20 protein-coding genes are annotated in these 22,133 nt (G+C 72.1%); 4 read left to right on the top strand and 16 right to left on the bottom strand.

The window, feature by feature from the left end; genetic code table 11:
* Nucleotides 1–51: 51 nt before the first annotated feature.
* Nucleotides 52–882, top strand: a complete 831-nt coding sequence (locus tag ACZ4VW_RS13110; protein WP_467961532.1) for an oxidoreductase — start codon at nucleotides 52–54, stop codon at nucleotides 880–882.
* Nucleotides 883–953: 71 nt separating this feature from the next.
* On the opposite strand, the gene ACZ4VW_RS13105 is transcribed toward ACZ4VW_RS13110, so the two are convergent.
* Nucleotides 954–2,237, bottom strand: coding sequence for an adenylosuccinate synthase (locus ACZ4VW_RS13105; RefSeq protein WP_467961530.1), 1,284 nt, complete (start codon nucleotides 2,235–2,237; stop codon nucleotides 954–956).
* A 142-nt stretch (nucleotides 2,238–2,379) separates the two neighbouring features.
* On the opposite strand from ACZ4VW_RS13105, the gene ACZ4VW_RS13100 reads away from it, so the two are divergent.
* Entirely contained in the window at nucleotides 2,380–3,177 is a 798-nt protein-coding gene (locus ACZ4VW_RS13100) for a diacylglycerol kinase family protein (RefSeq protein WP_467961528.1), read from the top strand.
* Between the two features lie 23 nt (nucleotides 3,178–3,200).
* Here ACZ4VW_RS13100 and ACZ4VW_RS13095 read toward each other — a convergent pair whose 3' ends face one another.
* Nucleotides 3,201–3,707, bottom strand: coding sequence for a GbsR/MarR family transcriptional regulator (locus ACZ4VW_RS13095; RefSeq protein ID WP_467961526.1), 507 nt, complete (start codon nucleotides 3,705–3,707; stop codon nucleotides 3,201–3,203).
* A 62-nt stretch (nucleotides 3,708–3,769) separates the two neighbouring features.
* On the opposite strand from ACZ4VW_RS13095, the gene ACZ4VW_RS13090 reads away from it, so the two are divergent.
* Together ACZ4VW_RS13090 and ACZ4VW_RS13085 are read left to right on the top strand one after the other, a co-directional pair.
* Nucleotides 3,770–4,669 (top strand): ABC transporter ATP-binding protein, encoded by a 900-nt coding sequence (locus tag ACZ4VW_RS13090; protein ID WP_467961523.1) that lies wholly within the window; start codon nucleotides 3,770–3,772, stop codon nucleotides 4,667–4,669.
* On the top strand, nucleotides 4,666–6,261 hold the full coding sequence (locus ACZ4VW_RS13085) for an ABC transporter permease (RefSeq protein WP_467961521.1): 1,596 nt from the start codon (nucleotides 4,666–4,668) through the stop codon (nucleotides 6,259–6,261). The genes ACZ4VW_RS13090 and ACZ4VW_RS13085 overlap by 4 nt, the downstream gene beginning before the upstream one ends.
* A 45-nt stretch (nucleotides 6,262–6,306) precedes the next feature.
* Here ACZ4VW_RS13085 and ACZ4VW_RS13080 read toward each other — a convergent pair whose 3' ends face one another.
* The 14 genes from ACZ4VW_RS13080 to pyrE all read right to left on the bottom strand — a co-directional run bounded on the left by ACZ4VW_RS13080 (nucleotide 6,307) and on the right by pyrE (nucleotide 22,129).
* Nucleotides 6,307–7,494 (bottom strand): cytochrome P450, encoded by a 1,188-nt coding sequence (locus tag ACZ4VW_RS13080; protein ID WP_467961519.1) that lies wholly within the window; start codon nucleotides 7,492–7,494, stop codon nucleotides 6,307–6,309.
* A gap of 88 nt (nucleotides 7,495–7,582) precedes the next feature.
* Entirely contained in the window at nucleotides 7,583–8,242 is a 660-nt protein-coding gene (locus ACZ4VW_RS13075; RefSeq protein ID WP_361864682.1) for a response regulator transcription factor, read from the bottom strand.
* Complete coding sequence (locus tag ACZ4VW_RS13070; protein ID WP_467961517.1) at nucleotides 8,239–9,579, bottom strand: sensor histidine kinase; 1,341 nt, start codon at nucleotides 9,577–9,579, stop codon at nucleotides 8,239–8,241. The genes ACZ4VW_RS13075 and ACZ4VW_RS13070 overlap by 4 nt, the downstream gene beginning before the upstream one ends.
* A gap of 98 nt (nucleotides 9,580–9,677) precedes the next feature.
* Entirely contained in the window at nucleotides 9,678–10,544 is an 867-nt protein-coding gene (locus tag ACZ4VW_RS13065; protein ID WP_467961515.1) for an NmrA family NAD(P)-binding protein, read from the bottom strand.
* 78 nt (nucleotides 10,545–10,622) lie between these two features.
* A complete protein-coding gene (locus tag ACZ4VW_RS13060; protein WP_467961513.1) occupies nucleotides 10,623–11,492 on the bottom strand; it encodes an alpha/beta hydrolase family protein in 870 nt (289 codons plus the stop codon).
* Nucleotides 11,493–11,593: 101 nt separating this feature from the next.
* Nucleotides 11,594–12,805, bottom strand: a complete 1,212-nt coding sequence (kynU, locus tag ACZ4VW_RS13055; RefSeq protein WP_467961511.1) for a kynureninase — start codon at nucleotides 12,803–12,805, stop codon at nucleotides 11,594–11,596.
* Nucleotides 12,798–13,646, bottom strand: a complete 849-nt coding sequence (locus ACZ4VW_RS13050; protein ID WP_467961509.1) for a tryptophan 2,3-dioxygenase family protein — start codon at nucleotides 13,644–13,646, stop codon at nucleotides 12,798–12,800. Before ACZ4VW_RS13050 ends, kynU begins: the two co-directional genes overlap by 8 nt.
* 112 nt (nucleotides 13,647–13,758) lie before the next feature.
* A complete protein-coding gene (locus ACZ4VW_RS13045) occupies nucleotides 13,759–14,649 on the bottom strand; it encodes a DUF3152 domain-containing protein (RefSeq protein WP_467961507.1) in 891 nt (296 codons plus the stop codon).
* Nucleotides 14,650–14,952: 303 nt separating this feature from the next.
* Nucleotides 14,953–15,366 carry a DUF3151 domain-containing protein gene (locus ACZ4VW_RS13040; RefSeq protein WP_467961505.1) on the bottom strand — a complete coding sequence of 138 codons (414 nt, stop codon included), beginning with the start codon at nucleotides 15,364–15,366 and terminating at the stop codon, nucleotides 14,953–14,955.
* 14 nt (nucleotides 15,367–15,380) lie between these two features.
* Nucleotides 15,381–16,847, bottom strand: a complete 1,467-nt coding sequence (locus ACZ4VW_RS13035) for an MFS transporter (RefSeq protein ID WP_467961503.1) — start codon at nucleotides 16,845–16,847, stop codon at nucleotides 15,381–15,383.
* A 78-nt stretch (nucleotides 16,848–16,925) separates the two neighbouring features.
* A complete protein-coding gene (locus tag ACZ4VW_RS13030; protein WP_467961501.1) occupies nucleotides 16,926–18,917 on the bottom strand; it encodes a YncE family protein in 1,992 nt (663 codons plus the stop codon).
* A 111-nt stretch (nucleotides 18,918–19,028) separates the two neighbouring features.
* Nucleotides 19,029–20,192, bottom strand: coding sequence for a MalY/PatB family protein (locus ACZ4VW_RS13025; RefSeq protein WP_467961499.1), 1,164 nt, complete (start codon nucleotides 20,190–20,192; stop codon nucleotides 19,029–19,031).
* A 67-nt stretch (nucleotides 20,193–20,259) separates the two neighbouring features.
* Nucleotides 20,260–21,282, bottom strand: coding sequence for a class II fructose-bisphosphate aldolase (fbaA, locus tag ACZ4VW_RS13020; protein ID WP_467961497.1), 1,023 nt, complete (start codon nucleotides 21,280–21,282; stop codon nucleotides 20,260–20,262).
* A 298-nt stretch (nucleotides 21,283–21,580) separates the two neighbouring features.
* Complete coding sequence (pyrE, locus tag ACZ4VW_RS13015) at nucleotides 21,581–22,129, bottom strand: orotate phosphoribosyltransferase (protein WP_467961495.1); 549 nt, start codon at nucleotides 22,127–22,129, stop codon at nucleotides 21,581–21,583.
* Between the last annotated feature and the right edge of the window lie 4 nt (nucleotides 22,130–22,133).

Genomic DNA, 22,133 nt, shown 5'->3' with positions numbered 1-22,133 from the left:
ACGCCCTTGTGAAACAAGCTAGTTGTGTCACCGAGAGAGGGAGTCACGGACATGAGCAAGGTCTGGCTGATCACGGGCGCCAACAGCGGCTTCGGACGGGCGTTCGCGGAGGCCGCGATCGCGGCCGGCGACGTGGTGGTCGCCGCCGCCCGCCGGGTCGAGTCCCTGGACGACCTGGTCGCCGCCCATCCCGACCAGATCGACCCGGTCGCGCTCGACGTCACCGACACGGCCGCGATCGAGCGGGTCGTCCGCGACGTGGCCGAGCGCCACGGCCGTATCGACGTCCTGGTCAACAACGCGGGGCGTACGCACGTCGGTTCGGTCGAGGAGACCGGGGACGCCGAGCTGCGCTCGCTCTTCGACGTGCACGTCTTCGGCCCGGCGGCGCTGACCCGTGCGGTCCTCCCGTTCATGCGGGCCCGCCGCTCCGGCGCGATCGTGCAGCTGAGCAGCGTGGGCGGGCAGATGTCGATGGCCGGGTTCGGCGCGTACAGCGCGACGAAGTTCGCCCTGGAGGGCATGTCGGAGGCGCTGGCCGCGGAGGTCCGTCCGCTCGGTATCGACGTCCTGATCGTGGAGCCGGGCGCCTTCCGCACGAGCCTGTTCGGCAACCACAGCCTGAGTGGGGAGGGCATCGCCGACTACGCGGACACGGTGGGCGCGACCCGGGCGTACGTGGAGACGGGCGCCGGCACGCAGGCCGGCGACCCGGCGAAGGCCGCGGCGGCGGTGATCGCGGCGCTCGACGCGGAGGAGACGCCGCTGCGGCTCGCCCTCGGCGACGACTCGATCGACACGATCTACGCCCACCTGGACCAGGTCCGGGGCGACCTGGCTGCCTGGGAGAAGGTCGGCCGGGACACCAAGCTGGACGCGTAGGGCATGCGGGAGGGCCCGTACCCCGGACATCCGGGGTACGGGCCCTCCCGCGCGTGTTCCTCCGGGAACCCCTAGAGGAACGAGTTGATCTCGATCGTCTCGGTGCGGCCGGGGCCGACGCCGATCGCGGAGATCGGGGCGCCCGACATCTCCTCCAGCGCCTTCACGTACGCCTGCGCGTTCTTCGGCAGGTCGGCGAAGGTCTGGGCCTTGGTGATGTCCTCGGACCAGCCCGGCAGCATCTCGTAGATCGGCTTCGCGTGGTGGAAGTCGGTCTGCGAGTAGGGCAGCTCCTCGACGCGCTTGCCGTCGATCTCGTACGCGACACAGACCGGGATCTGCTCCCAGCCCGTCAGCACGTCGAGCTTGGTGAGGAAGAAGTCGGTCAGGCCGTTCACGCGAGTGGCGTAGCGGGCGATGACCGCGTCGAACCAGCCGCAGCGGCGGTCACGGCCGGTGGTGACACCACGCTCGCCACCGATGCGGCGCAGGTCCTCGCCGTCCTGGTCGAAGAGCTCGGTCGGGAACGGGCCGGCGCCGACACGGGTCGTGTACGCCTTGAGGATGCCGATGACCCGGCTGATCTTCGTCGGGCCGACACCCGTACCGGTGCAGGCGCCGCCCGCGGTCGGGTTCGAGGAGGTGACGAAGGGGTATGTGCCGTGGTCGACGTCCAGGAGCGTGCCCTGGCCGCCCTCGAAGAGCACGACCTTGTCCTCGTCCAGCGCGTTGTTGAGGATCAGGGTGGTGTCGGCGACGTAGGGCTTGATCTGCTCCGCGTACTGGAGCATCTCCTCGACGATCTGGGAGGCGTCGATGGCGCGGCGGTTGTAGAGCTTGGCGAGCAGCTGGTTCTTGCCCTCCAGCGCCGCCTCGACCTTCTGGTTCAGGATCGACTCGTCGTACAGGTCCTGGACCCGGATGCCGACGCGGTTGATCTTGTCGGCGTAGGTCGGGCCGATGCCGCGACCCGTCGTGCCGATCTTGCGCTTCCCGAGGAACCGTTCCGTCACCTTGTCGAGGGTGACGTTGTACGGCGTGATCAGATGCGCGTTACCGCTGATCAGGAGCTTGGACGTGTCGATTCCGCGCTCGTTGAGTCCGCTCAGCTCGGAGAGCAGGACCGCGGGGTCGACGACGACACCGTTTCCGATCACCGGGGTGCACCCCGGGGAGAGGATTCCGGAAGGGAGAAGATGCAGCGCGTACTTCTGGTCGCCTACGACGACCGTGTGGCCGGCATTGTTGCCGCCCTGGTAACGCACCACATAGTCAACGGATCCACCGAGGAGGTCGGTGGCCTTTCCCTTGCCCTCGTCACCCCACTGAGCACCGAGCAGCACAAGTGCGGGCACAGGCGTACACCCCTTCCGGGCGGGGCATGTCAAGGTCAGCGGGCGTCCGCCGCCTCACCGGTGTGCCCCGGAATAGACGAAGCCCCTGGCGCAATAGCGCAAGGGGCTCTTGCACAAAGATGCTACCCGAGGAAGGACCGAGGTGTCGGCTCACGACCAGCTGCTGGTGGTCATCGACCCGGTCGCCCGCCGAAGTGACGGCGAGTCCGTACGGATCGCGAAAGATGTGCTGTGCGCGGGAGCAGAGGCGAAGATCTGCCTTCCGAACAGTCTGGAGGAATTTTCCCGGGCCCTTGCCCGGCGGGGCTCCCGCCGCCCCGTGGTGGTCGGCGACGACCGTGCGCTGCTCCGGACGGTGCGGCTGCTGCACCGGGAGCGTGAGCTCTCGGAGGGGTCGCTCTCCCTGGTCCCGATCGGCGCCCCGGGCACGCTGGAAGTCGCGCACGCCCTCGGCGTGCCGCAGAACGCGGTGTCGGCGGCGCGGGCGGTGCTCGACGGGTCCGTACGCCGTCTGGACCTGCTGGTCGACGACAGCGACGGGGTCGTGCTCGGCGACCTGAGCATCCCGGCGCCACGGTCGGCGGCGGCCGCCCCGCCGACGGTCTGGGGCACCTGCCGCTCCCTGGTGCGCACCCTGGTCCGCCCGGTTCCGCCCCCGGTGGTGCTCCGCACGCACCGCCTGCGGGTGGAGGCGGACGGCATCCTGCTCAGCGACGTGAGCGCGCCGGTGGAGGGGGTGAGCGTCCGCTCCCTGGCCGGAGTGGCGGACATCACCATCCACCCTCCGTCCGCGCCCCCCTTCCACACGACGGCCCGCACGCTGACGATCTCGGGCCCGGACTTCCGCTACCGCGCGGACACGGTGGTGACGGGCCCGGTCCGCCGCAGGACGTGGACGGTGCGGGAAGGGGCGTGGGGGCTGACGCTGCCGAGGACGTAGAGAGGACGCGGAAGGGGCGGCCTCTAGGAGGCGTCGCGCGGGGACGCGCCCTCCGCCTTGTGGGCGCGCCAGCGGTCCAGGAGGTTCAGCATCTCCTTCTGCATGAACGCGAAGAACTCCGCCGTCTCCGCCGTCCGCCGGCCCGCCGCCGTGTCCGTGCCGAGGGTCTCCGAGCCGTCCCGGAGGACCTTCTCCCAGCGCGTCAGGATCTGGTCGCGGCGGGTGAGCGCCTCGTACCAGACCTCGTTGTGCAGGACGTAGCGGTCACGGCGTGAGCCCGGGTCGCGTTCGCGGCTGACCATGCCGACCTGGTTGAGGTAGCGGATCGCCCCTGAGACGGCGGCCGGGCTGATCCGCAGCTGGTCGGCGAGCTCGGCGGAGGTCATGGACGCCGATTCGGAGGCGAGCAGGGCCGCGAAGACGCGCGCGGCCATCCGCTGCATGCCGGCCTCGGTCATCTCGGCGGCGAACCGCTCCACGAACCGGGACACGGCCTCCTCGTTGCCCTCGCGGGCCGTCATCTCACTCATCCTCCGACTTTATACGCTTCCTTAACTTCACAAGTTTGTGAAAGTACCGTACGTTCTGAAGCATGACGAAGGCAATCACCATCGCCGGACTGCACAAGTCCTTCGGGCGGACACACGCGCTGGACGGCCTCGACCTGACCGTCGAGACCGGTGAGGTCCACGGCTTCCTCGGGCCCAACGGCGCCGGCAAGTCCACCGCCATCCGCGTCCTCCTCGGGCTGCTGCGGGCCGATTCCGGCGCCGCCCAGCTCCTGGGGCGCGACCCCTGGCACCACGCCGTCGAGCTGCACCGCCGGATCGCGTACGTCCCCGGAGACGTCACGCTGTGGCGCAACCTCTCCGGCGGCGAGGTCATCGACCTCTACGGAAGGCTCCGCGGGGGACTCGACAGGTCGCGGCGGGCGGAGCTGATCGAGCGGTTCGAGCTCGACCCGACGAAGAAGGGGCGGACGTACTCCAAGGGCAACCGCCAGAAGGTCGCCCTGGTCGCCGCCTTCGCCTCCGACGTCGACCTGCTCGTCCTCGACGAGCCCACCAGCGGTCTGGACCCGCTCATGGAGGAAGTCTTCCAGGGCTGCGTCGCCGAGGCGCGCGAGCGCGGGCGCACGGTCCTGCTGTCCTCGCACATCCTGAGCGAGGTCGAGACCCTCTGCGACCGCGTCAGCATCATCCGCAAGGGACGGACCGTGGAGAGCGGTTCGCTCGCGGAGCTGCGTCATCTCACCCGTACCAGCGTCACCGCCGAACTCGCCGGGCCGCCCGACGGGCTCGCGCACCTCCCCGGCGTCCACGACCTCGCCGTGCAGGGCCACAGGGTCCGGCTCCAGGTCGACACCGACAAGCTCGACGCCGTGCTGCGCTCCCTCACCGCATCCGGCGTACGGAGCCTGACCAGCACCCCGCCCACCCTGGAGGAGCTGTTCCTCCGCCACTACGCCACCGAGGGGGCGGACGCGCGATGAGCACCCTGAGCCTCGCGGGCACCAGGAGCCTCGCGGGCACCCGCCCGCTCACCCGGCTCGCCCTGCGTCGCGACCGGCTGATGCTGCCCGTCTGGGCCGTCGTGACCGGCGGCATGGTCGCCGGCGGCGTCGGCTCCCTGCGGGGTCTGTACGGCACCCCGGAGCAGCGCGCCGAGCTGGCCGCGTCGATGACCGCCAACAGCTCGATGCGCTCGCTGTACGGGCCGGTGTTCGGCGACTCCCTCGGCGGGCTCGTGGCCTGGCGGTTCGGCACCTTCGCCGCCGTCCTGGCCGCCGTGATGAGCCTGATCGTCGTCGTGCGGCACACCCGGGAGGAAGAGGAGACCGGACGTCAGGAGATGCTCTCGTCCGGCGTGGTGGGCCGCCGGGCCCCGCTGACCGCCGCCCTCCTCACGGCGCTCGTCGCCAACGCGGCCGTCGCGCTCGTCGTCACCGCCGGCCTCGCCGGCCAGGGCGCGGGCGGTGCGCTCGCACTCGGCCTCGCGGTCGGCGGCACGGGGATGCTCTTCGCCACGACGGCGGCCATCGTCGCGCAGCTGACGGAGAGCGCCCGGCTCGCCAAGGGCCTGACGGCGGCGGTGCTGGGGCTCGCCTTCGTCCTGCGGGCGGCCGGCGACGCGGGAAGAGCCGACGGCGGGTCGGTCCTGACCTGGCTCTCGCCCATCGGCTGGGCCGAGAACGTCCGCGCCTTCGCGGGCGAACGGTGGTGGGTGCTGCTCCTGATCGCGGCGGCCGTGCTGGTCCAGGCGGCGGTGGCGTACGAGCTGACCGGCCGGCGCGACGTGGGCATGAGCTTCCTGCCGAGCCGGCCGGGCCCGGCGGGAGGGCGGCTCGGGACGGCAGGCGCGCTCGCCTGGCGGCTGCAGCGGGGCAGCGTGCTCGGCTGGTCGATCGGATTTTTGCTCGGCGGCCTCGTCTTCGGCGGGATGGTCGCGGGCGCCGCCGACCTCGTGGGCGACAACGAGCAGGCCCGGGAGATCTTCGAGCGGATGGGCGGCCGGACCGGTCTGACCGACGCCTTCCTGGCGACGATGGTGAACCTGTTCGGAATGATCGCGGCGCTGTACGCGGTCGGGTCGGTCCTGCGCCTGAACGGCGAGGAGACCTCGCAGCGGGCCGAACCGGTCCTGGCGAACGCGGTGGGGCGGCTGCGCTGGGCGGCCGGGCACCTGCTGATCGCCTTCGGCGGCGCGGCGCTGATCATGGTGCTGAGCGGCCTCGGCCTGTACCTCTCGTACGGCGAGGACCTCGGCCCGATCCTGGGCGCGTCGCTGGCCCAGCTCCCGGCGATCTGGACTCTGGCGGGGCTCGCGGTCCTGCTGTGGGGCGCGTTCCCCGGGGCGGCGGTCGCCGGGTGGGGCGCCGCGGGCCTCGCCCTGGCTCTCGGCTGGATCGGCCCGGCGCTGGACCTGCCGCAGCCGGTCCTGAACCTGTCACCCTTCGCCCACCTGCCGAAACTGCCGGGCCAGGACATGACGTGGCCTCCGGCCCTGGCCCTGACGGCCTTGGCGGCGGCCCTGGTCGCGACGGGCCTCCTGCGCCTGCGCCGCCGGGACCTCACGACCTCCTGACGACCGGGACCGGGGGGGCCGGAGCACGGCCCCCGCGCCGGTGCGTCACACCTCCACGAGCAGCTCGTGCACCCCCCGGATCACGTATCCCGGCTTCCACCGCGGCTCCGCCGCGAGCCGCAGGGACGGGGCCTGCCGCAGCAGCTCTCCCAAGATCGCCGACAGTTCGAGGCGGGCCAGCGGCGCGCCCAGGCAGTAGTGGATGCCGGCGCCGAAGGTGATGTGCGGGTTGTCGGCCCGCGTGAGGTCGAGGGTGTCGGCGGTCGGGCCGAAGCGGGCCGGGTCGCGGTTGGCCGAGCCGAAGAGGAGGGCCACTTCCGAGCCGCGCGGGATCACGACGTCACCGACCTCGATGTCGTCGAGCACCCAGCGCTCGAACATCTGCAGCGGGGTGTCGTACCGCAGAATTTCTTCCACAGCTGTGGACAACTTTCCGGGATCCGGACGGACGCCCTCCCGCAGCAGCGTCCACCACCCGTTGACCGCCGTGTTCACCGTCGCCTCGTGCCCCGCGTTCAGCAGCAGCACGCACGTGGAGATCATCTCCTGCTCGGTCAGCTCCTCCACACCCACCAGCGCCGAGATCAGGTCCTCCCCCGGGTCCTTCCGCCGCCGCTCGATCAGCTCCCGCAGGTACGCGGAGAACTCGATCGACGCCTGGACCGCCCGGCGCGCCGTCTCCTCCGAGGGGTTCAGTTCGAACATGCCGCAGATGTCCGCCGACCAGGGCCGCAGCCGCGCCTGCTCCTCGTCCTCCGCCGGGACGCCCAGCATCTCCGCGATCACGGCGACCGGCAGCGGCTCCGCCACCTCCGCGAGCAGGTCCCCGCCGCCCCGTGCGACGAGACCGCCCACCAGCGCCCGGGCGAGCCGCTCCACCGTCGGCGCCAGGTTCTCCACCGTCCGCGGGGTGAACGCCTTCGACACCAGCCGCCGGATCCGTGTGTGGTCGGCCGCCTCCAGGTCGAGCAGACCGTGGTCGTTCAGGGTGTGGAACGGCTCGTGCGCCGCGGGAGGAGCCGTACGGCCGAACTCCTCGTGCGTGAACCGGTGCGTGTACGTCCGGCCGAGACGCCGGTCGCGCAGCAGCGCCGACACGTCCTCGTAGTGCGGGATCAGCCACTGCCGGGTCGGCGCGTACCAGTGCGCGCGGCCGCGGGCCCGCAGTTCGGCGTAGGCGGGGTACGGGTCCGCGACGAAGGCCGGCGACCAGGGCTCGAAAGGAACGTCCATGGGCGGACGCTACCCGCGCCGGGGCGCCCGCGGGAGGGCCAGGGCTCCGCCAGGTGCCCGCGGCCCGGCCGGGACCCCCAGGCAGCCCCTACCCGCCGACCTGCACCAGCCTCGCCTCGTACGCGAAGACCGCCGCCTGTGTCCGGTCCCGCAGCCCCAGCTTCACCAGGATCCGGCTGACATGGGTCTTGATCGTCGACTCGGCCACCACCAGATGGTCGGCGATCTCCGCGTTCGACAGGCCCTGCGCGATCAGCACGAGCACCTCGGTCTCCCGCTCCGTCAGGTCCCCCACCTGCGCCAGCGCCGGTGGCCTCGGCGACTCCGCCGCCTTCGCGAACTCCGTGATGAGCCGCTTCGTCACCGTCGGCGCGAGCAGCGCCTCGCCGGCCGCCACCACCCGTACGCCCTCCGCCAGCTGCCGCGCGGAGGCGTCCTTCAGGAGGAAGCCCGAGGCGCCGGCGCGCAGCGCCTGGTAGACGTACTCGTCGAGATCGAACGTGGTCAGGACCAGCACCTTCGCGTCCGCGTCGGCGGCCACGATCTCGCGGGTCGCCTCGATGCCGTTCAGCTCCGGCATGCGGATGTCCATCAGGACGACGTCCGGGCGCAACGCCGCCACCTGGGCGATCGCCTCTCGGCCGTTGACGGCCTCGCCGACGACCTCGATGTCCGGCATCGCGCCGAGCAGCACGGAGAACCCCTCGCGGACCATCATCTGGTCGTCGACGATCAGCACGCGGATCACTGCTCGGCCCCCTCGCGCGCCACCGGGATGAACGCGGCCACCTCGTAGCCGCCGTCCTCGGTCGGCTCGGCCGTCATCTCGCCGCTCAGCATGGACACCCGCTCCCGCATGCCGGTGATGCCATGGCCGGCGCCCGGCGATGCCTTGACCAGGCCGCGCGCCGGGCCGTTGACGATCCGCAGTCCGAGCCCGCCGAGCACGTAGCTGACCTCGACCCTCGCCCCCGCGCCGGGAGCGTGGCGCAGCACGTTGCTCAGCGCCTCCTGGATGATCCGGTACGCGGAGAGCTCCACGCCCTGCGGCAGCTCCCGCACCGCGCCGGTCACCGTCTTCTCGACGTCGAGACCGGCCTCGCGGACGTTCCCGATCAGCCCCTCCAGATCGGCGAGCGTGGGCTGGGGGGCGTCCGGAGCCTCGTAGTCCTCCGCCCGTACGACGCCGAGGACCCGGCGCAGCTCGGTCAGGGCGGCCACGGCGTTCTCGCGGATGGTGACGAACGCCTGCTCCAGCTCCGGCGGCGGGTTCTCCACCCGGTAGGGGGCGGCCTCCGCCTGAATGGCGACCACGGACATGTGGTGGGCGACGACGTCGTGCAGCTCGCGGGCGATGGTGGTCCGCTCCTCGAGGAGGGTCCGCTTGGAACGTTCCCGCTCGGTCACGGTCTGCTGGGCGGTGACGGTCTGTTGCGCCTCGCGACGGACCTGGAGGACGGTCACGACGAGCAGCGCCAGCGCGGAGGGGAAGAGGACCGACACGGCGTTGTCGCTGCCTCCCCGGAGGGACGTGGCGAAGAAGGCGTACACGAGGGTGACCACCCAGATCCAGGCGCCGGTCCGGGGCCGGGTGCGGGCGGCCACCACCGTCATCACCACCACCTGGGCGATGCCGGACGTCGGGCCCCACGGCCAGCCGTGGTGGTACGAGCCGAGGAAGGCGACGAAGGGGGCGAAGGCGAGCGACGCCCAGAACGCGAGCACGGGGCGGACCAGCGTCAGCAGCACGGCCACGGTCGGCATGCCGGCGAAGACCAGAACGAACACGCCGTTTCCGGATCCGAGGTCCATCCCCATCGCGAGGACGAGGAACGCGAAGGCGCCCACGACAGCGTGCGGCGTCCAGCGCGCCTTCCTGCGTATCCGCTCCGGAAGGCGCCGGGTCACCGGCCCGTCGACCGGCATCGGCCCCAGCGGCCGGTAGGCGAACGCGTTCTGGAAGAGGTCCTGGCGCAGCCCGCCGAGCGCGCCCTGGGCCAGGCGGAACTCGGGGCTGCGGCTCGATGCGCGGGTGTCTGTCACGTCAGCAACGGTACGGGCGCGGGCGAACGCGGGCGTCCCCATGAATAGGGATCCTCCGGCGTCCGTCCCAAGTACTACGCGGCACCGCGCGTGCCCCATTTGGCACCGCGCGAGCCCCATTTGGCACCGCGCGAGCCCCCCTACGCGCGGAACGCGTCCGCGTGCTCCAGCGCCCACTGGGCAAACGTGCGCGCCGGGCGGCCCGTGACCTTCTCCACGGTGTCGGCGACGGTGCGGCCGACCTCGGGGGTGTTCCCGTACGCCCCCAGCAGGAAGCCGATCACGTGCTCGGGCAGCCCGGCCCGCCGCCACCGCGCGACGGCCTGCTCCTCGGTCAGCTCGACCAGCCGGACCTCCCGCCCGCGGGCCGCGCCGAGGACCGAGACCTTGTCGTGGAGGGTGAGCACCTCGGGCCCGGTGACGACGTACGACTGTCCGCCGTGGCCCTCCTCGGTGAGCGCGACGGCGGCGACCGCGCCGATGTCGCCCTCGTGGACCATGGCGCTGAGGCGGTCCGCGAACGGCTCGCGGACCTCGTCGTCGGCCCGGATGCCCGGCGCCCACTCCAGGGCGTTGGACATGAACTCGACCGGCAGGACCACCGTCCAGTCCAGCCACGCGCTCTCCTTGACCGCGCGCTCCAGGGGCGTGTCCTCGCCCCCGTGCAGCACGGTCACCCGGCGCACGCCCGCCGTCCGGGCCAGCTCCAGGATGCGCGGGCCGCTCTCCAGCGGGGCGAAGGCCTCGCCGCCGAAGGTGATCAGGTGGAGGCCGGTGACGCCCTGGAGCGCGGGGGCGAGCGAGTCGGGGTCGGTGAGGTCACCGACGGCGATCTCGACGGATTCCGGGAGCACGGCACGGGCCTTGTCCGCGTCCCGGGTGAGGGCGCGGACGGCGTGGCCGCGGGCGAGGAGCTCGGCGACGACCTGGCGGCCGACGGTGCCGGTGGCTCCGGAGACGAGGACGGTCCGGACGGGGGTGCTGGTGCTGCTCGTGTGGTTCGTCATGCCTCGAAGCTACGAGGGCTTGCGGACAGGTTCGGTCCGCAAGCGGCGGCTCCCCCGGGCGCATCCTGCTGGGGAGCGTCAGAAGGCGAGCTGGGCGATCTCCTCCGCGACCACCGCGCAGGCGTCCGCCGCCGGGTCGATCAGCGGGAAGTGTCCGACGTCGGGGAGGAGCGTGAGGCCGACCATCTCCCCCGCCTTCGCCGCCGCCTCCACATAGGCGTCGGCCACGGCCTGCGGGACGACGACGTCGTCCCGTCCCTGGACGACCGCGGTGGCGATCCCGGTCGGCAGCAGCAGAGCGGGGTCGGCGTGCCGCGCCCGTACGTCGAACTCACCCTCACCGCCGAGCAGTTGCGTCACCGCACCGCCGCACACCCCGAGCTCCACCGCCCGGTCGAAGTGCGCGATGGGCGCCAGCGCCACCACCCCGCGCAGCGGGGGCGGGGCGGGCAGGTGCCAGGGCGCGTCCGGGGCGAGCACGTGCCGGGCGGCGGCCCACAGGGCGAGATGGCCGCCCGCGGAGTGGCCGGTGAGCACGATCCGGCGCGGATCGGCCTGCGGCAGATGCTCGGCCGCCAGTCGCGGAACGGCGTCCAGGGCGGCCGCCACGTCGTCGAAGGTCTCGGGCCAGCGCCCCGCGACGGGGGCGGTCCCGCCCTGCCGGGGGAGGGCGCCGCCGCGCCGGTACTCGACGTTGGCGACGGCGAAACCCCGGCGCGCCAGAAAGTCCACGAAAGGAGTCAGATGCTGCCGGTCGTACGGCGCCCGCCAGGCACCGCCGTGCAGCGCGACGACGAGCGGGGCCCGCTGCCTGCCGTCGCGGGGTGCGTAGAAGTCGACGACCTGGTCGGGGTGTCCGCCGTACGCGGCGGACACATCAGGGGCGACGGCCGGGTGCGAGAAGGCCGATGCTTCTTCGGCGGCGTCGCGCGCGGCGGGGTCCGGCATTCTGTTCCAACCTCTCGAGGACGGGGCCGAATTGGCCTGACCTGCGGGGACGGTATCAGGACTGACGCCCCCACAGATCAAGCGATCATCGGACCTACGGCCTAGGCCGGCAGGTCGGCCGGTACGTCTGCCAGCACCTCGGCCAGCACCCGCGCCGCCCGCTCGGCGTCGGCGAAACCGACGTACAGCGGGGTGAAGCCGAAGCGCAGCACGTCCGGCCTGCGCAGATCACCCACGACACCGCGCGCGATCAGCTCGGCCATCACCGCCGGCGCCTCGGCGCAGCGCAGCGCCACCTGGCTCCCGCGCTCGGCGTGCGCCCCCGGCGTGAGGGACTCGGCCCGGCCCGCCGGCAGGTACTCCCGTACGCACTCCAGGAAGAAGTCCGTCAGCGCGAGGGACTTGGCCCGCACGTCCTCGATGGCCACCCCGTCCCACACGTCCAGCGCCGACTCGAGCGCCAGCATGGAGAGGATGTCCGGGGTGCCGACGCGGCCGCGGAGCGCGCCGTCCGCCGCCCGGTAGCCGGAGGTCATCGCGAACGGGTCGGCGTGCGAGTTCCAGCCCGGCAGCGGCGAGTCGAAGGCGGCCTGGTGACGCTCGGCGACGTACAGGTACGCGGGCGAACCGGGGCCGCCGTTCAGGTACTTGTAGGTGCAGCCGACCGCCAGGTCGACCCCGTGCTCGTCGAGGCCCACCGGCAGCGCGCCCGCGCTGTGGCACAGGTCCCAGACGGCGAGCGCGCCCGCCGCGTGGAGGGCCGCCGTGATGCCGGGCAGGTCCTGGAGACGCCCGGTGCGGTAGTCGACGTGGTTGACGAGCGCGGCGGCGGTGCGCGGACCGGCCGCGTCCGGTATGTCGGCCGGGTCGAGGACCACCATCCGGTGGCCGGTCAACCGGGCCGCGGACTCCGCGATGTACCCGTCCGTGGGAAAGGTCGTGGCGTCGACGAGGATCTCGTCCCGGTCGTCCGCGCTCAGCCGGGCCGCTCCCACGACCGCCTTGAAGACGTTCACGCTGGTCGAGTCGCCGACCACGATCTGTCCCGCGGCGGCGCCGACGAGCGGGGCGATCCGGTCGCCGATCCGCTCGGGCGCGGTCCACCAGCCGCTCTCGTCCCAGGAGCGGATGCGCAGCTGCCCCCACTCGCGGCCGATGACGTCGGCCATCCGGGCGGGCACGTGCGCGGGCAGGGCGCCGAGCGAGTTCCCGTCGAGGTAGGTCACCTCGTCGAGAGCGAACTTCTCGCGCACCTTGCCCAGTTCGTCCTCGCCGTCCAGGCGCAGCGCCTTTTCGCGCAAGGTCTCAGACATGGCTGCGCGCCGTCCACAGCTCGGGGAACACGTTCTTCTGCGCCCGCTTCTCCAGCCAGGCCACGCCCGCCGAGCCGCCGGTGCCCGTCTTGGAGCCCATGGCGCGGCGGGTGGCGACCAGGTGGTCGTTGCGCCAGCGCCAGACCAGCTCGGCGACGTCGCTCAGCGCCTCGCCCAGGCGGACCAGCTCGGCGTTCTGGTCGGCGTCGGCGTAGATGCCGGCCCAGATCTCCTCGATCTCGGGCGACGGCTCGTACTTCTTCGCCAGATCGCGGCCGAGCACGGCCTGCGGCACGGGCAGCCCGCGCCGGGCGAGGAGCCGGAGCACCTCGTCGTACAGGCTCGGCTCCTGCAGCGCCTTCTCCAGCTCGGCGTGGACGCGGGGCGCCCCGCGGTGGGGCACCAGCATCGACGCGGACTTCTCGCCGAGCAGGAACTCCATCCGCCGGTACATCGCCGACTGGAAGCCGGAGCCCTCGCCGAGGGCACCGCGGTAGGCGTTGAACTGGGCCGGGGTGAGCTGGGCGAGCGGTCGCCAGGAGTGGTTCAGCGCCTCCAGCTCGCGCACGGAGCGCTTGAGCGCGTCCATCGCCACCGGGACGCGGTCCTCGCGCAGCGCACGGCTCGCGGTCTCCCACTCGTGGACGATGACGGTGAACCACAGCTCCATGACCTGGGTGGTGACCAGGAAGACCATCTCGCCCGGGTCGTCGGAGCGGAGGTGCTGGAGGTGGGTCAGGACGTCCGCCTGGACATAGTCCTCGTACGGCGTCGTGCCCGCGAAGTCGAGGTTCGGGTCTTCGACCGAACCGGCTTCGGAGGCATCGGGGAAGGTGGACATTTCTGTCTCCTCGATACGCAACTACCGGGTAGCGGTCCGCTCCTTCCGTTCGGCAAGTGGAGCCCCGGTCCCCTCGGGTCCGCACGCTTCGTCGCGCGCGGTCCCATGCGCATCATGGCACGATCGGACCCTCGATGTAGCTACCGTCTTCGTCATACGGAAATGCGTTCGAACGACAGCCCTTGAGGCCCTTGATCTGCTGCATCATCACCGGCGCGGGCTTGCCCGGGCCGGGACAGGTCATGTGCATCCGGATGCCGATCTCGTGCCCGACCTCGTGGTTGATGATCAGATGCCGGTACTCGGCCGGCGTGCCGGCGAAGGTCGGGGAGCCGAGCATCCACCGCTTGAGGTTCACCACGACGCCCTGGGCGGTCTCACAGTTCAGCTCGCCGCGGGTGTTGAGCCCCTGTGCGAGGCAGAGCTTGTCCGCGGTCGTCGGGGTGGCGATCCGGATGACGAAGTCGGCGTTCTCGGAGACGAGCTGGAAGCGGCCGCGGCCGTGGGCGGCCCAGCCGCGCGGATGGTTCAGGATCTGTTCGATCTCGGAGGCGACCTGGCGGGCGGAGAGGTCGACGCCGTCCTCGACCTGGACGCGGTACCGGCGCAGGGTCCCCCCGCTGCCGACGACGTCACCCGATGCCTGGGCCGTGGTGAAGGTACCCGCGCCGGAGGCCGGGACGGTCGTCTTCCTGGGCGTGAGCGACGGCTTCGGCTTGAGCGTGGTCTGCTTCGGCTTCGGCGCCGGCGTCGTGGCCGGCGGAGGCGGCGGTGTGGTCGTCCGCCCGGCGGCGGCCGCGGTGTCGGCGGGGCCCGGGACCGCCTCGCCGCTGTTGTAGTGCGCGAGTGCGACGCCGGCGCCCAGGGAGAGCGCGGTCAGCGCGAGTGTGGGCAGGAGGAACCGTCTTATGGGACCCCCGGGACGGCGTTTGGAGCGCCCCCGGCCACGGCGACGGCTCTGTGTGCGCCCGCGGCCAGCGGGTGCGGCGGCACGCTTGCCCAAGACAGACTTCTCCCCTGCGTCGGCCGGAGTGAGGGAAGAGGGCGGAGCCTCTGTGCCGGCGGCTCGGTACTACGGTCCGAAGGATCGTAACCGCCTCTCGAACGGCCTTCGAACGCCTTCAGGACTATGACCGGTTTTCCCCCCGCCCCTGGGGGCAGGGGGAACCGCGTACCGGAGAACGCGCGTCCTCAGGAGGTTGCACGCAGCCGGGTACGCGCGTCGGCCGGGTAGCCGGGCACGGGCGTCGGCCGGGTAGCCGGGTACGCGCGTCGGCCGAGCGGGTGTGCCGGCCAGGTGCGCGGGTCAGCCGAGCGTCGCGGCCGCCGTCTCGGAGGAGTCGCGCAGGAACGTCGAGCAGCGCTCGTACTCGTCCTTCTCACCGATCTCGCCGGCGGCCCGCGCCAGCGCGTGCAGCGCCCGCAGGAAGCCGCGGTTCGGCTCGTGCTCCCACGGCACCGGGCCGTGGCCCTTCCAGCCGCTGCGGCGCAGCGCGTCCAGGCCCCGGTGGTAGCCGGTGCGGGCGTACGCGTACGACTCGATGACGCGACCGCCCTCGTACGCCTCGTCGGCGAGCTGCGCCCACGCCAGCGAGGAGGTCGGGTACTTCGCGGCGACGTCCGCCGGCGCCGTGCCGTTCGCCAGCAGCTCGCGCGGCTCCGGGTCGTCGGGCAGGTGGGTGGGGGGCGGTCCCCCCAGGAGGTTCTCGTGGATGGCCATGGGGCCAGTCTGCCTCAGAGCCCGTCCCTTCCCTCCCCCTGGGCCGAACGCTCCCCCGGGTCCAGCGGAGGGGACGTCACCCCGCAGTGGACCTTGCACTCGGGGTGGCAGTCCGCCTCCCCGGCGGGCGTCCGCACCATCGCCCAGGCCAGGACCGCGCCCGCCACCATCAGACCGGCGCACATCGGCATCGCCCGCCGGAACGTCTCCCCGAACTCCTCCGCCGAGCGGTACGCCTCGGGGCCCATCCCCGCCAGCGCCGGCAGCGCCGCGACCGCGAGCAGCCCCGCCGCGCGGGCGGCCGCGTTGTTGATCCCGCTCGCCAGACCGGCGCGCGCCACCTCCACCGAGGCGAGGACGGTCGCGGTCAGCGGGGCCACCAGGACGGTCAGACCGATGCCGAGCACGAGCATCGCCGGCAGCACGTCCCGTACGTACGAGGCGTCCTCCCCCACCCGCAGCATCAGGACCATCCCGACGGCACACACCAGCGGCCCCGCGGTCAGCGGAATGCGCGGCCCGATCTTCTCGCCCAGCTCCCCCGCCTTCGCCGAGAGGAGCAGCATCAGCACGGTCGTCGGCAGCAGCGCCGTCCCCGCCGCGAGCGCCGAGTAGCCGGACACCACCTGGAGCTGGAGGGCGGCCAGGAAGAAGAAGCCGCCGAGCGCCGCGTACACGCACAGCGTGACCAGGTTGACCGAGGTGAACAGCCGGGACGCGAAGACCGACGGCGGCACCATCGCGGTCTCGGCCCGCCGCCGCTCCACGAGGACGAACGCCGCCCCGAACGCGAGCCCGAGCGCCGCCGCCCACCAGACCTCGGCGATCAGCGCGTAGGTGACGAAGGCGAGCGCCGCCGCGCCGAGGACGGCCCCGAGGACGTCGAACCGGCCGTGCGCGGACTCGTCCCTCGACTCGGGCACATGGCGCAGCGCCACGAGCACGCAGAGCGCGGCCAGGGGCACGTTCAGCAGGAACACCCACCGCCAGCCGGGCCCGTCGACGAGCCACCCGCCGACGAACGGCCCGATCGCCGCGCCGACCCCGCCGAACCCGGACCAGAGCCCGACGGCCTTCGCCCGGTCGTCCGGATGGAAGCTCGCCTGGATCAGGGCGAGCGAGCCGGGGGTGAGCAGCGCGCCGCCGATGCCCTGGAGGGCCCTGGCGGCGATCAGCACACCGGCGTTCGGCGCGAACCCGCACAGCAGGGAGGCAAGGGCGAACCAGACCACCCCGACCACGAAGACCCGCCGCCGCCCGTAGCGGTCGCCCAGCGCCCCGCCGAGCAGGATCAGACCGGCGAGCGTGAGCATGTAGGCGTTGACGGTCCACTGGAGCGCGGCCATGTCGGCGCCGAGGTCCGCGCCGATGTGGGGCAGGGCGACGTTGACGACGGTGGAGTCGAGCAGCGCCATCCCGGACCCGAGGACGGTGGTGAGCACGATCCACCGTCCCGTGCCGGAGGCGAGCCTGATGTCCATGCGTGCATGGTCCCGCGAACCACGGAGCCCCGCCCGCCGGATGGCGGACGGGGCTCGTCAGGTGGGTTCCGGAGCGCCTCAGCGGGTGAAGTTGAAGTAACTCCAGCCGCCGTAGACCGTGGTGTTCGCGCTGTCGCCGGACAGGCCGTCGATGTACGCCGAACGGACCCGGAAGCGGTAACCGGCCGCCCCGTCGCCGTCCACCGACACATACGCCATGCCGCTGGCGTTCAGCTGGAAGTAGTCCGTGGCGACGTGCTGCCACGCACCCCCGTACCAGATCTGGAGGTCCAGCCGGGTCCTGCGGTTCGGGTAGGAGTTGTGCCACGCGTGGATCAGCGGGTCGGCCGTCTGGTGGTAGGTCCGGTGCCAGGTGGTGCCGATCTTCGTCCACTTGTAGTGGCGCGACAGCGTGGTCGTCAGCCCCGCCCGCGTGTAGACGGCCGAACGGGCCTCGGCCGGGGCGGTACGGGTGTCACCCGCGAAGTTCACGGACACCCACGTGTCGCGGGTCATCTTGAGCTGCGCCGCGAACTTGCCCTCGGAGTTGACCGGGCCGCGCCTGAGCAGCCGCTTGGGCTCGGGGCCGTACGGGTCGGCCCAGATCTCCACCTCGCGGTTCTTGTACGTCGGGCCGAGCGTGGCCGTGAACCAGACGGGGGTGTTGAAGTTGACGTTGAGCCCGTGGCGGTCCAGCGTCAGCGCGGGCTTGTTGCGCAGGACCTCGACCTGGGCCTTCGCGCCGGCGGCGTCGTGCGTGGCATCGCCGGCGTACTCGACCTTGTAGGCCACGGCGCCGCCCGCGGTGGGCGTGTCCGTGAACGAGAAGGTTCCGTTCGCCCCGAGCGCCTTGGTCCCGAGCGCCTTGCCCTGCGGGGCCTCGACGTCGTACCGCGTGACGGTGAGCGGCGTACCGGCCGGGAGGGGCAGGGACGCCGTGACCGTACCGGAGACGGTGAGCGGCTTGAGCACGGGCGCGGTGGCCGGAACCTTGACGGTGACGACCGGTGCCGACAGGGTCGGCGTCTCCAGGACGTGCAGGCGGGCGCTCGCCCCATGGGCGGTGGTGACCGCGAAGAGACGGCTGCCGCCCGGCTCCCAGGCCAGGCCGCCGTCGGCGAGGTTGTCCCCGCCGCTGGAGGTGCCCGTGCCGGGGAAGTCGTACTGCCGGACGGAGGCCGTCTCGCCGGGCCGGTAGACGAAGACGTCCTTGCCGTACACCGAGTCGGAGCCCGCGGCGACCGTGCCGTCGGGTGCGACGGCCACGGCGGCGCCGTGGTAGTCGCTGGCGTAGCCGCCGGCCTCGGCGAGGTCCGTGGTCTGCCACACGAAGTGCTGGTTTCCGGCGCCGGCCGTGATGAGACGGCTGCCGTCCGGGGTGTACGCGAGATCGTTGATCATGCTGCGATTGCTCACGCTGTCGGCGGTCCGCGCGGTACGGCTCGCCGTGCCGGCGGTCACGTCGTACACGCCCACCGTGAAGCGGTGGTGGTAGGACGACGCGGCGGCGATGCTGTTCGGGTTCGTCGGCGAGGCGGCGAGCCTCGGGGCGCCCGAGTAGTTCGTCTCGGCGTCCTGCGCCAGGGTCACGACGGGCTCGGCGCCGGACGCGTCGATCGAGCCGATGTCGCCGTGGTCGCCGTTGCCGTAGCCGAACCAGATCTTGCCGCCCGCGAGGGCGATGTGCTGCGGGTCGGTGCCCTCACCCGTCGCGTACCGGGCGGTCTCGGTGACCGTCTGCGTCTCCAGGGAGACGACGGCGTCGGCGCCGGGAACCGCGGCGTACAGGCTCCCCGCGTCCGCGGAGAGCGCCAGGCCGGTGACGCCCGGCAGGCCGGTGGCCGTGGCCAGGACATTGCCGACGTAGTCGGTCGCGACGACCTTCCCGAGGTACGGGTCGCTGATGAAGACCCTCTGGTGAACGCCGTCCACCACCATGTCGCCCACGGACGTCACGGGCAGAACGATGCTGCTGTCGGCGGCCGCCTGGCCGGCCGAACCCGCGACGAGCGCCGCGGAGCTGAAGAGGACCGCGAGCGATGTCGCGGCCGAGAGAGTGCGCTTGCGCACGATGAAAGAGACCCCCCAATTGAGTCTCCGGCCTCTCACGAACGGAGGCACGGTGAGCGCAGACTAGATCACGCCACCGACAGCGCGCCTCCCGGTATCCCCGCGCCGCCCTCAGGCCGTCCGCAGTCTGCTCGCCGCCCGTACCAGCGCGTCCACGCCCCGCTCGGCCTTCTTCCGGGGGCAGCCGACGTTCAGCCGGACGAAACCGGGCGCCCCGTAGACCCCGCCCGGCATGATCGCGACCTTCTCGGTCTCCACCAGTTCCCGCTGCAGCGCGCCCTCGTCGATGCCGAGCGGCCGCAGATCGATCCAGGCCAGATAGCCCGCCTGCGGAGGCGTCCAGGTCACCCCCGGCAGCCCCTCCGCGAGCCGCTGCTCGATCAGCCGCATCGTGCCCGCCACATAGGCCCGCAGCTCGTCCAGCCAGGGCCCGCCCCACCGGTACGCGGCGATGTGGGCCGTCAGAGAGAGCACGGCCGGTGAGGCGAGCCCCTCACCGGTCTCCATGCGGCGGACGAACTCCGCGCGCTCCTCGGGGTCGCCGATGATCCCGTACGAGCCGGTGAGGGCCGGGAAGTTGAAGGACTTGGTGCCCGAGGTGATCAGGGCCCACCGGCCGCGCCCCGTCTCGACGAAGCGGCTGAACGGCAGATGGCGATGGCCGTCCGCCACCAGGTCCGCGTGGATCTCGTCGCTGACGACCGCGACGCCATGGCGCTCGGCGAGGCGCGCGAACTCCGTCAGCTCGTCCTCCCGCCAGACCCGGCCGGTCGGATTGTGCGGCGAGCAGAGCAGCAGCATCCGGCTGTCCGGCCGCGCCAGTTCCGCCTCCAGGGCCTCCGTGTCCCCGAGCGGTACGCCGCGCAGCTCGCGCCCCAGCCCGGTGACGGCCTTGCGGAAGCCGTCGTACGTCGGGGTGTGCACGACCACCCCGTCGCCGGGCTCCGTCCACATCTGGAGCAGCTGCGAGAGCTGGTTCAGCACGGAGGGGGCGTAGACGAGCGCGGACATGTCGAGCGCGGTGTCGTGGCGGGTCGCGTACCAGTCGCGAATCGCCTCCCGGAACGCGCCGATCCGCCAGTCCGTGTAGCCGAACACCCCGTGCTCGACCCGCTCGCGCAGGGCGCTCAGCACTTCCGGCGGGGAGGCGAAGTCCATGTCGGAGATGGTGAAGGGCAGCAGGTCGGAGACCCCGAAGCGGTCAGCGATGCCGTCCCACTGGACCGACGCGGTGTCCCGCCGGTCTATCTCACGGTCGAAGTCGTACGTCGTCACTCACGCCTCCCGGAGATGCGGGGGGCCCGGCACCACTGTGGTGCCGGGCCCCTCGTCCTACGAACGCCTACTTCAGCTTCGTGCCGGTCGAGCGCAGCGCGGCGCACGCCTCGGCCACGCGCGTGGCCATGCCCGCCTCGGCCAGCTTGCCCCAGGTGCGAGGGTCGTAGGTCGACTTCTTGCCGACCTCGCCGTCGACCTTCAGGACGCCGTCGTAGTTCTTGAACATGTGGTCCGCCACCGGACGCGTGAAGGCGTACTGGGTGTCGGTGTCCAGGTTCATCTTCACGACGCCGTTCTCCAGCGCGGTGGCGATCTCCTCGGCCGTGGAGCCGGAGCCGCCGTGGAAGACGAAGTCGAACGGGGACGCCTTGCCGAACTTCTCCGCGACACCGGCCTGGAGGTCCTTGAGCAGCTCGGGGCGGAGCACGACGTTGCCCGGCTTGTAGACGCCGTGCACGTTGCCGAAGGAGGCGGCCAGCAGGTAGCGGCCCTTCTCGCCCAGGCCCAGGGCCTCGGCGGTACGGATCGCGTCGTCGACGGTCGTGTAGAGCTCGTCGTTGATCTCGTGGGTGACGCCGTCCTCCTCGCCACCGGTCGGGGTGATCTCGACCTCGAGGATGATCTTGGCGGCGACGGCCTTCGCCAGCAGCTCCTGGCCGATGGCCAGGTTGTCGGCGAGGGTCTCGGCGGAGCCGTCCCACATGTGCGACTGGAACAGCGGGTTCCGACCGGCCTTGACGCGCTCGGCGGAGATGTCGAGCAGCGGGCGGACGTAGCCGTCCAGCTTGTCCTTCGGGCAGTGGTCGGTGTGCAGGGCGACCGTGATGTCGTACTTGGCGGCGACGATGTGCGCGAACTCGGCCAGGGCGACGGCGCCCGTGACCATGTCCTTGTTGTACTGGCCGCCCAGGAATTCGGCGCCACCGGTCGAAATCTGGATGATGCCGTCGCTCTCGGCCTCCGCGAAGCCGCGCAGTGCGGCGTGGAGGGTCTGGGACGAGGTCACGTTGATGGCCGGGTAGGCGAACTTGCCTGCCTTCGCCCGGTCGAGCATCTCGTTGTAGACCTCGGGGGTTGCGATGGGCATTCGTCCGCTCCTTGTGATGTGCGGGTGTGTGCGTTGCTTGGCCCTGACCTGGGGCGACGTCATCGTCGGGGCCCATCTTTCCAGACTCCCGCGCGGACACCATGACGAAGGGGCGAAGCGTTTCACGTGAAACACTCCGCCCCTTGCCGAAACCGCAGGTCAGAGCCGTCACAGGGGTGGCCCCGCACCTAAGTCACGACTTCGCGTCGGTCATGCGGTCGCGCATACGGCCGGTCAGGCGCATGGGCCTGCGCGTCCGTCAGGCGCATGAGCCAGGCGAGACCCTCAGGCGCGTCCGTCAGGCGAGACCGAGCTCGTCCAGCGCGTAGGCGTACAGGTACGGCACGCCCGCCGTGGTGCTGATCTTCTCGCCCGCCCCCGTCGCCCGGTCCACGATCGTGGCGACCGCGACGACCTCGGCGCCGGCCGCGCGGGCCGCCTCGACGGCGGTCAGCGGGGAGCCACCGGTGGTGGAGGTGTCCTCGACGATCAGGACCCGCCGGCCCGTGATGTCCGGGCCCTCGACCTGACGCTGCATTCCGTGCGCCTTGGCGGCCTTGCGGACGACGAAGGCGTCCAGGCGCTTCCCCTGCGCGGCGGAGGCGTGCAGCATCGCGGTCGCCACCGGGTCGGCACCGAGGGTCAGACCGCCCACGGCGTCGAACTCGAGGTCGGCGGTCAGATCGAGCATGACCTGACCGACCAGCGGGGAGGCGGCGCCGTCCAGCGTGATCCGGCGCAGATCGACGTAGTAGTCGGCCTCGAGCCCCGAGGAGAGGGTCACCTTGCCGTGCACCACGGCCTTGTCCTTGATCTGCTGGAGCAGGTCAGCGCGTACGTCAGTCATGCTC

The organism is Streptomyces sp. NPDC029139 (assembly GCF_055564335.1).
This window is presented reverse-complemented; position numbering and strand designations above follow the sequence as displayed.

Coding starts and splice junctions, on each gene's coding strand:
- ACZ4VW_RS13110 (WP_467961532.1), top strand. CDS start 52: ATGAGCAAGGTCTGGCTGATCACGGGCGCCAACAGCGGCTTCGGACGG.
- ACZ4VW_RS13095 (WP_467961526.1), bottom strand. CDS start 3,707: ATGAGTGAGATGACGGCCCGCGAGGGCAACGAGGAGGCCGTGTCCCGG.
- ACZ4VW_RS13090 (WP_467961523.1), top strand. CDS start 3,770: ATGACGAAGGCAATCACCATCGCCGGACTGCACAAGTCCTTCGGGCGG.
- ACZ4VW_RS13085 (WP_467961521.1), top strand. CDS start 4,666: ATGAGCACCCTGAGCCTCGCGGGCACCAGGAGCCTCGCGGGCACCCGC.
- ACZ4VW_RS13080 (WP_467961519.1), bottom strand. CDS start 7,494: ATGGACGTTCCTTTCGAGCCCTGGTCGCCGGCCTTCGTCGCGGACCCG.
- ACZ4VW_RS13070 (WP_467961517.1), bottom strand. CDS start 9,579: ATGGGGACGCCCGCGTTCGCCCGCGCCCGTACCGTTGCTGACGTGACA.
- ACZ4VW_RS13065 (WP_467961515.1), bottom strand. CDS start 10,544: ATGACGAACCACACGAGCAGCACCAGCACCCCCGTCCGGACCGTCCTC.
- ACZ4VW_RS13060 (WP_467961513.1), bottom strand. CDS start 11,492: ATGCCGGACCCCGCCGCGCGCGACGCCGCCGAAGAAGCATCGGCCTTC.
- kynU (WP_467961511.1), bottom strand. CDS start 12,805: ATGTCTGAGACCTTGCGCGAAAAGGCGCTGCGCCTGGACGGCGAGGAC.
- ACZ4VW_RS13050 (WP_467961509.1), bottom strand. CDS start 13,646: ATGTCCACCTTCCCCGATGCCTCCGAAGCCGGTTCGGTCGAAGACCCG.
- ACZ4VW_RS13040 (WP_467961505.1), bottom strand. CDS start 15,366: ATGGCCATCCACGAGAACCTCCTGGGGGGACCGCCCCCCACCCACCTG.
- ACZ4VW_RS13035 (WP_467961503.1), bottom strand. CDS start 16,847: ATGGACATCAGGCTCGCCTCCGGCACGGGACGGTGGATCGTGCTCACC.
- fbaA (WP_467961497.1), bottom strand. CDS start 21,282: ATGCCCATCGCAACCCCCGAGGTCTACAACGAGATGCTCGACCGGGCG.
- pyrE (WP_467961495.1), bottom strand. CDS start 22,129: ATGACTGACGTACGCGCTGACCTGCTCCAGCAGATCAAGGACAAGGCC.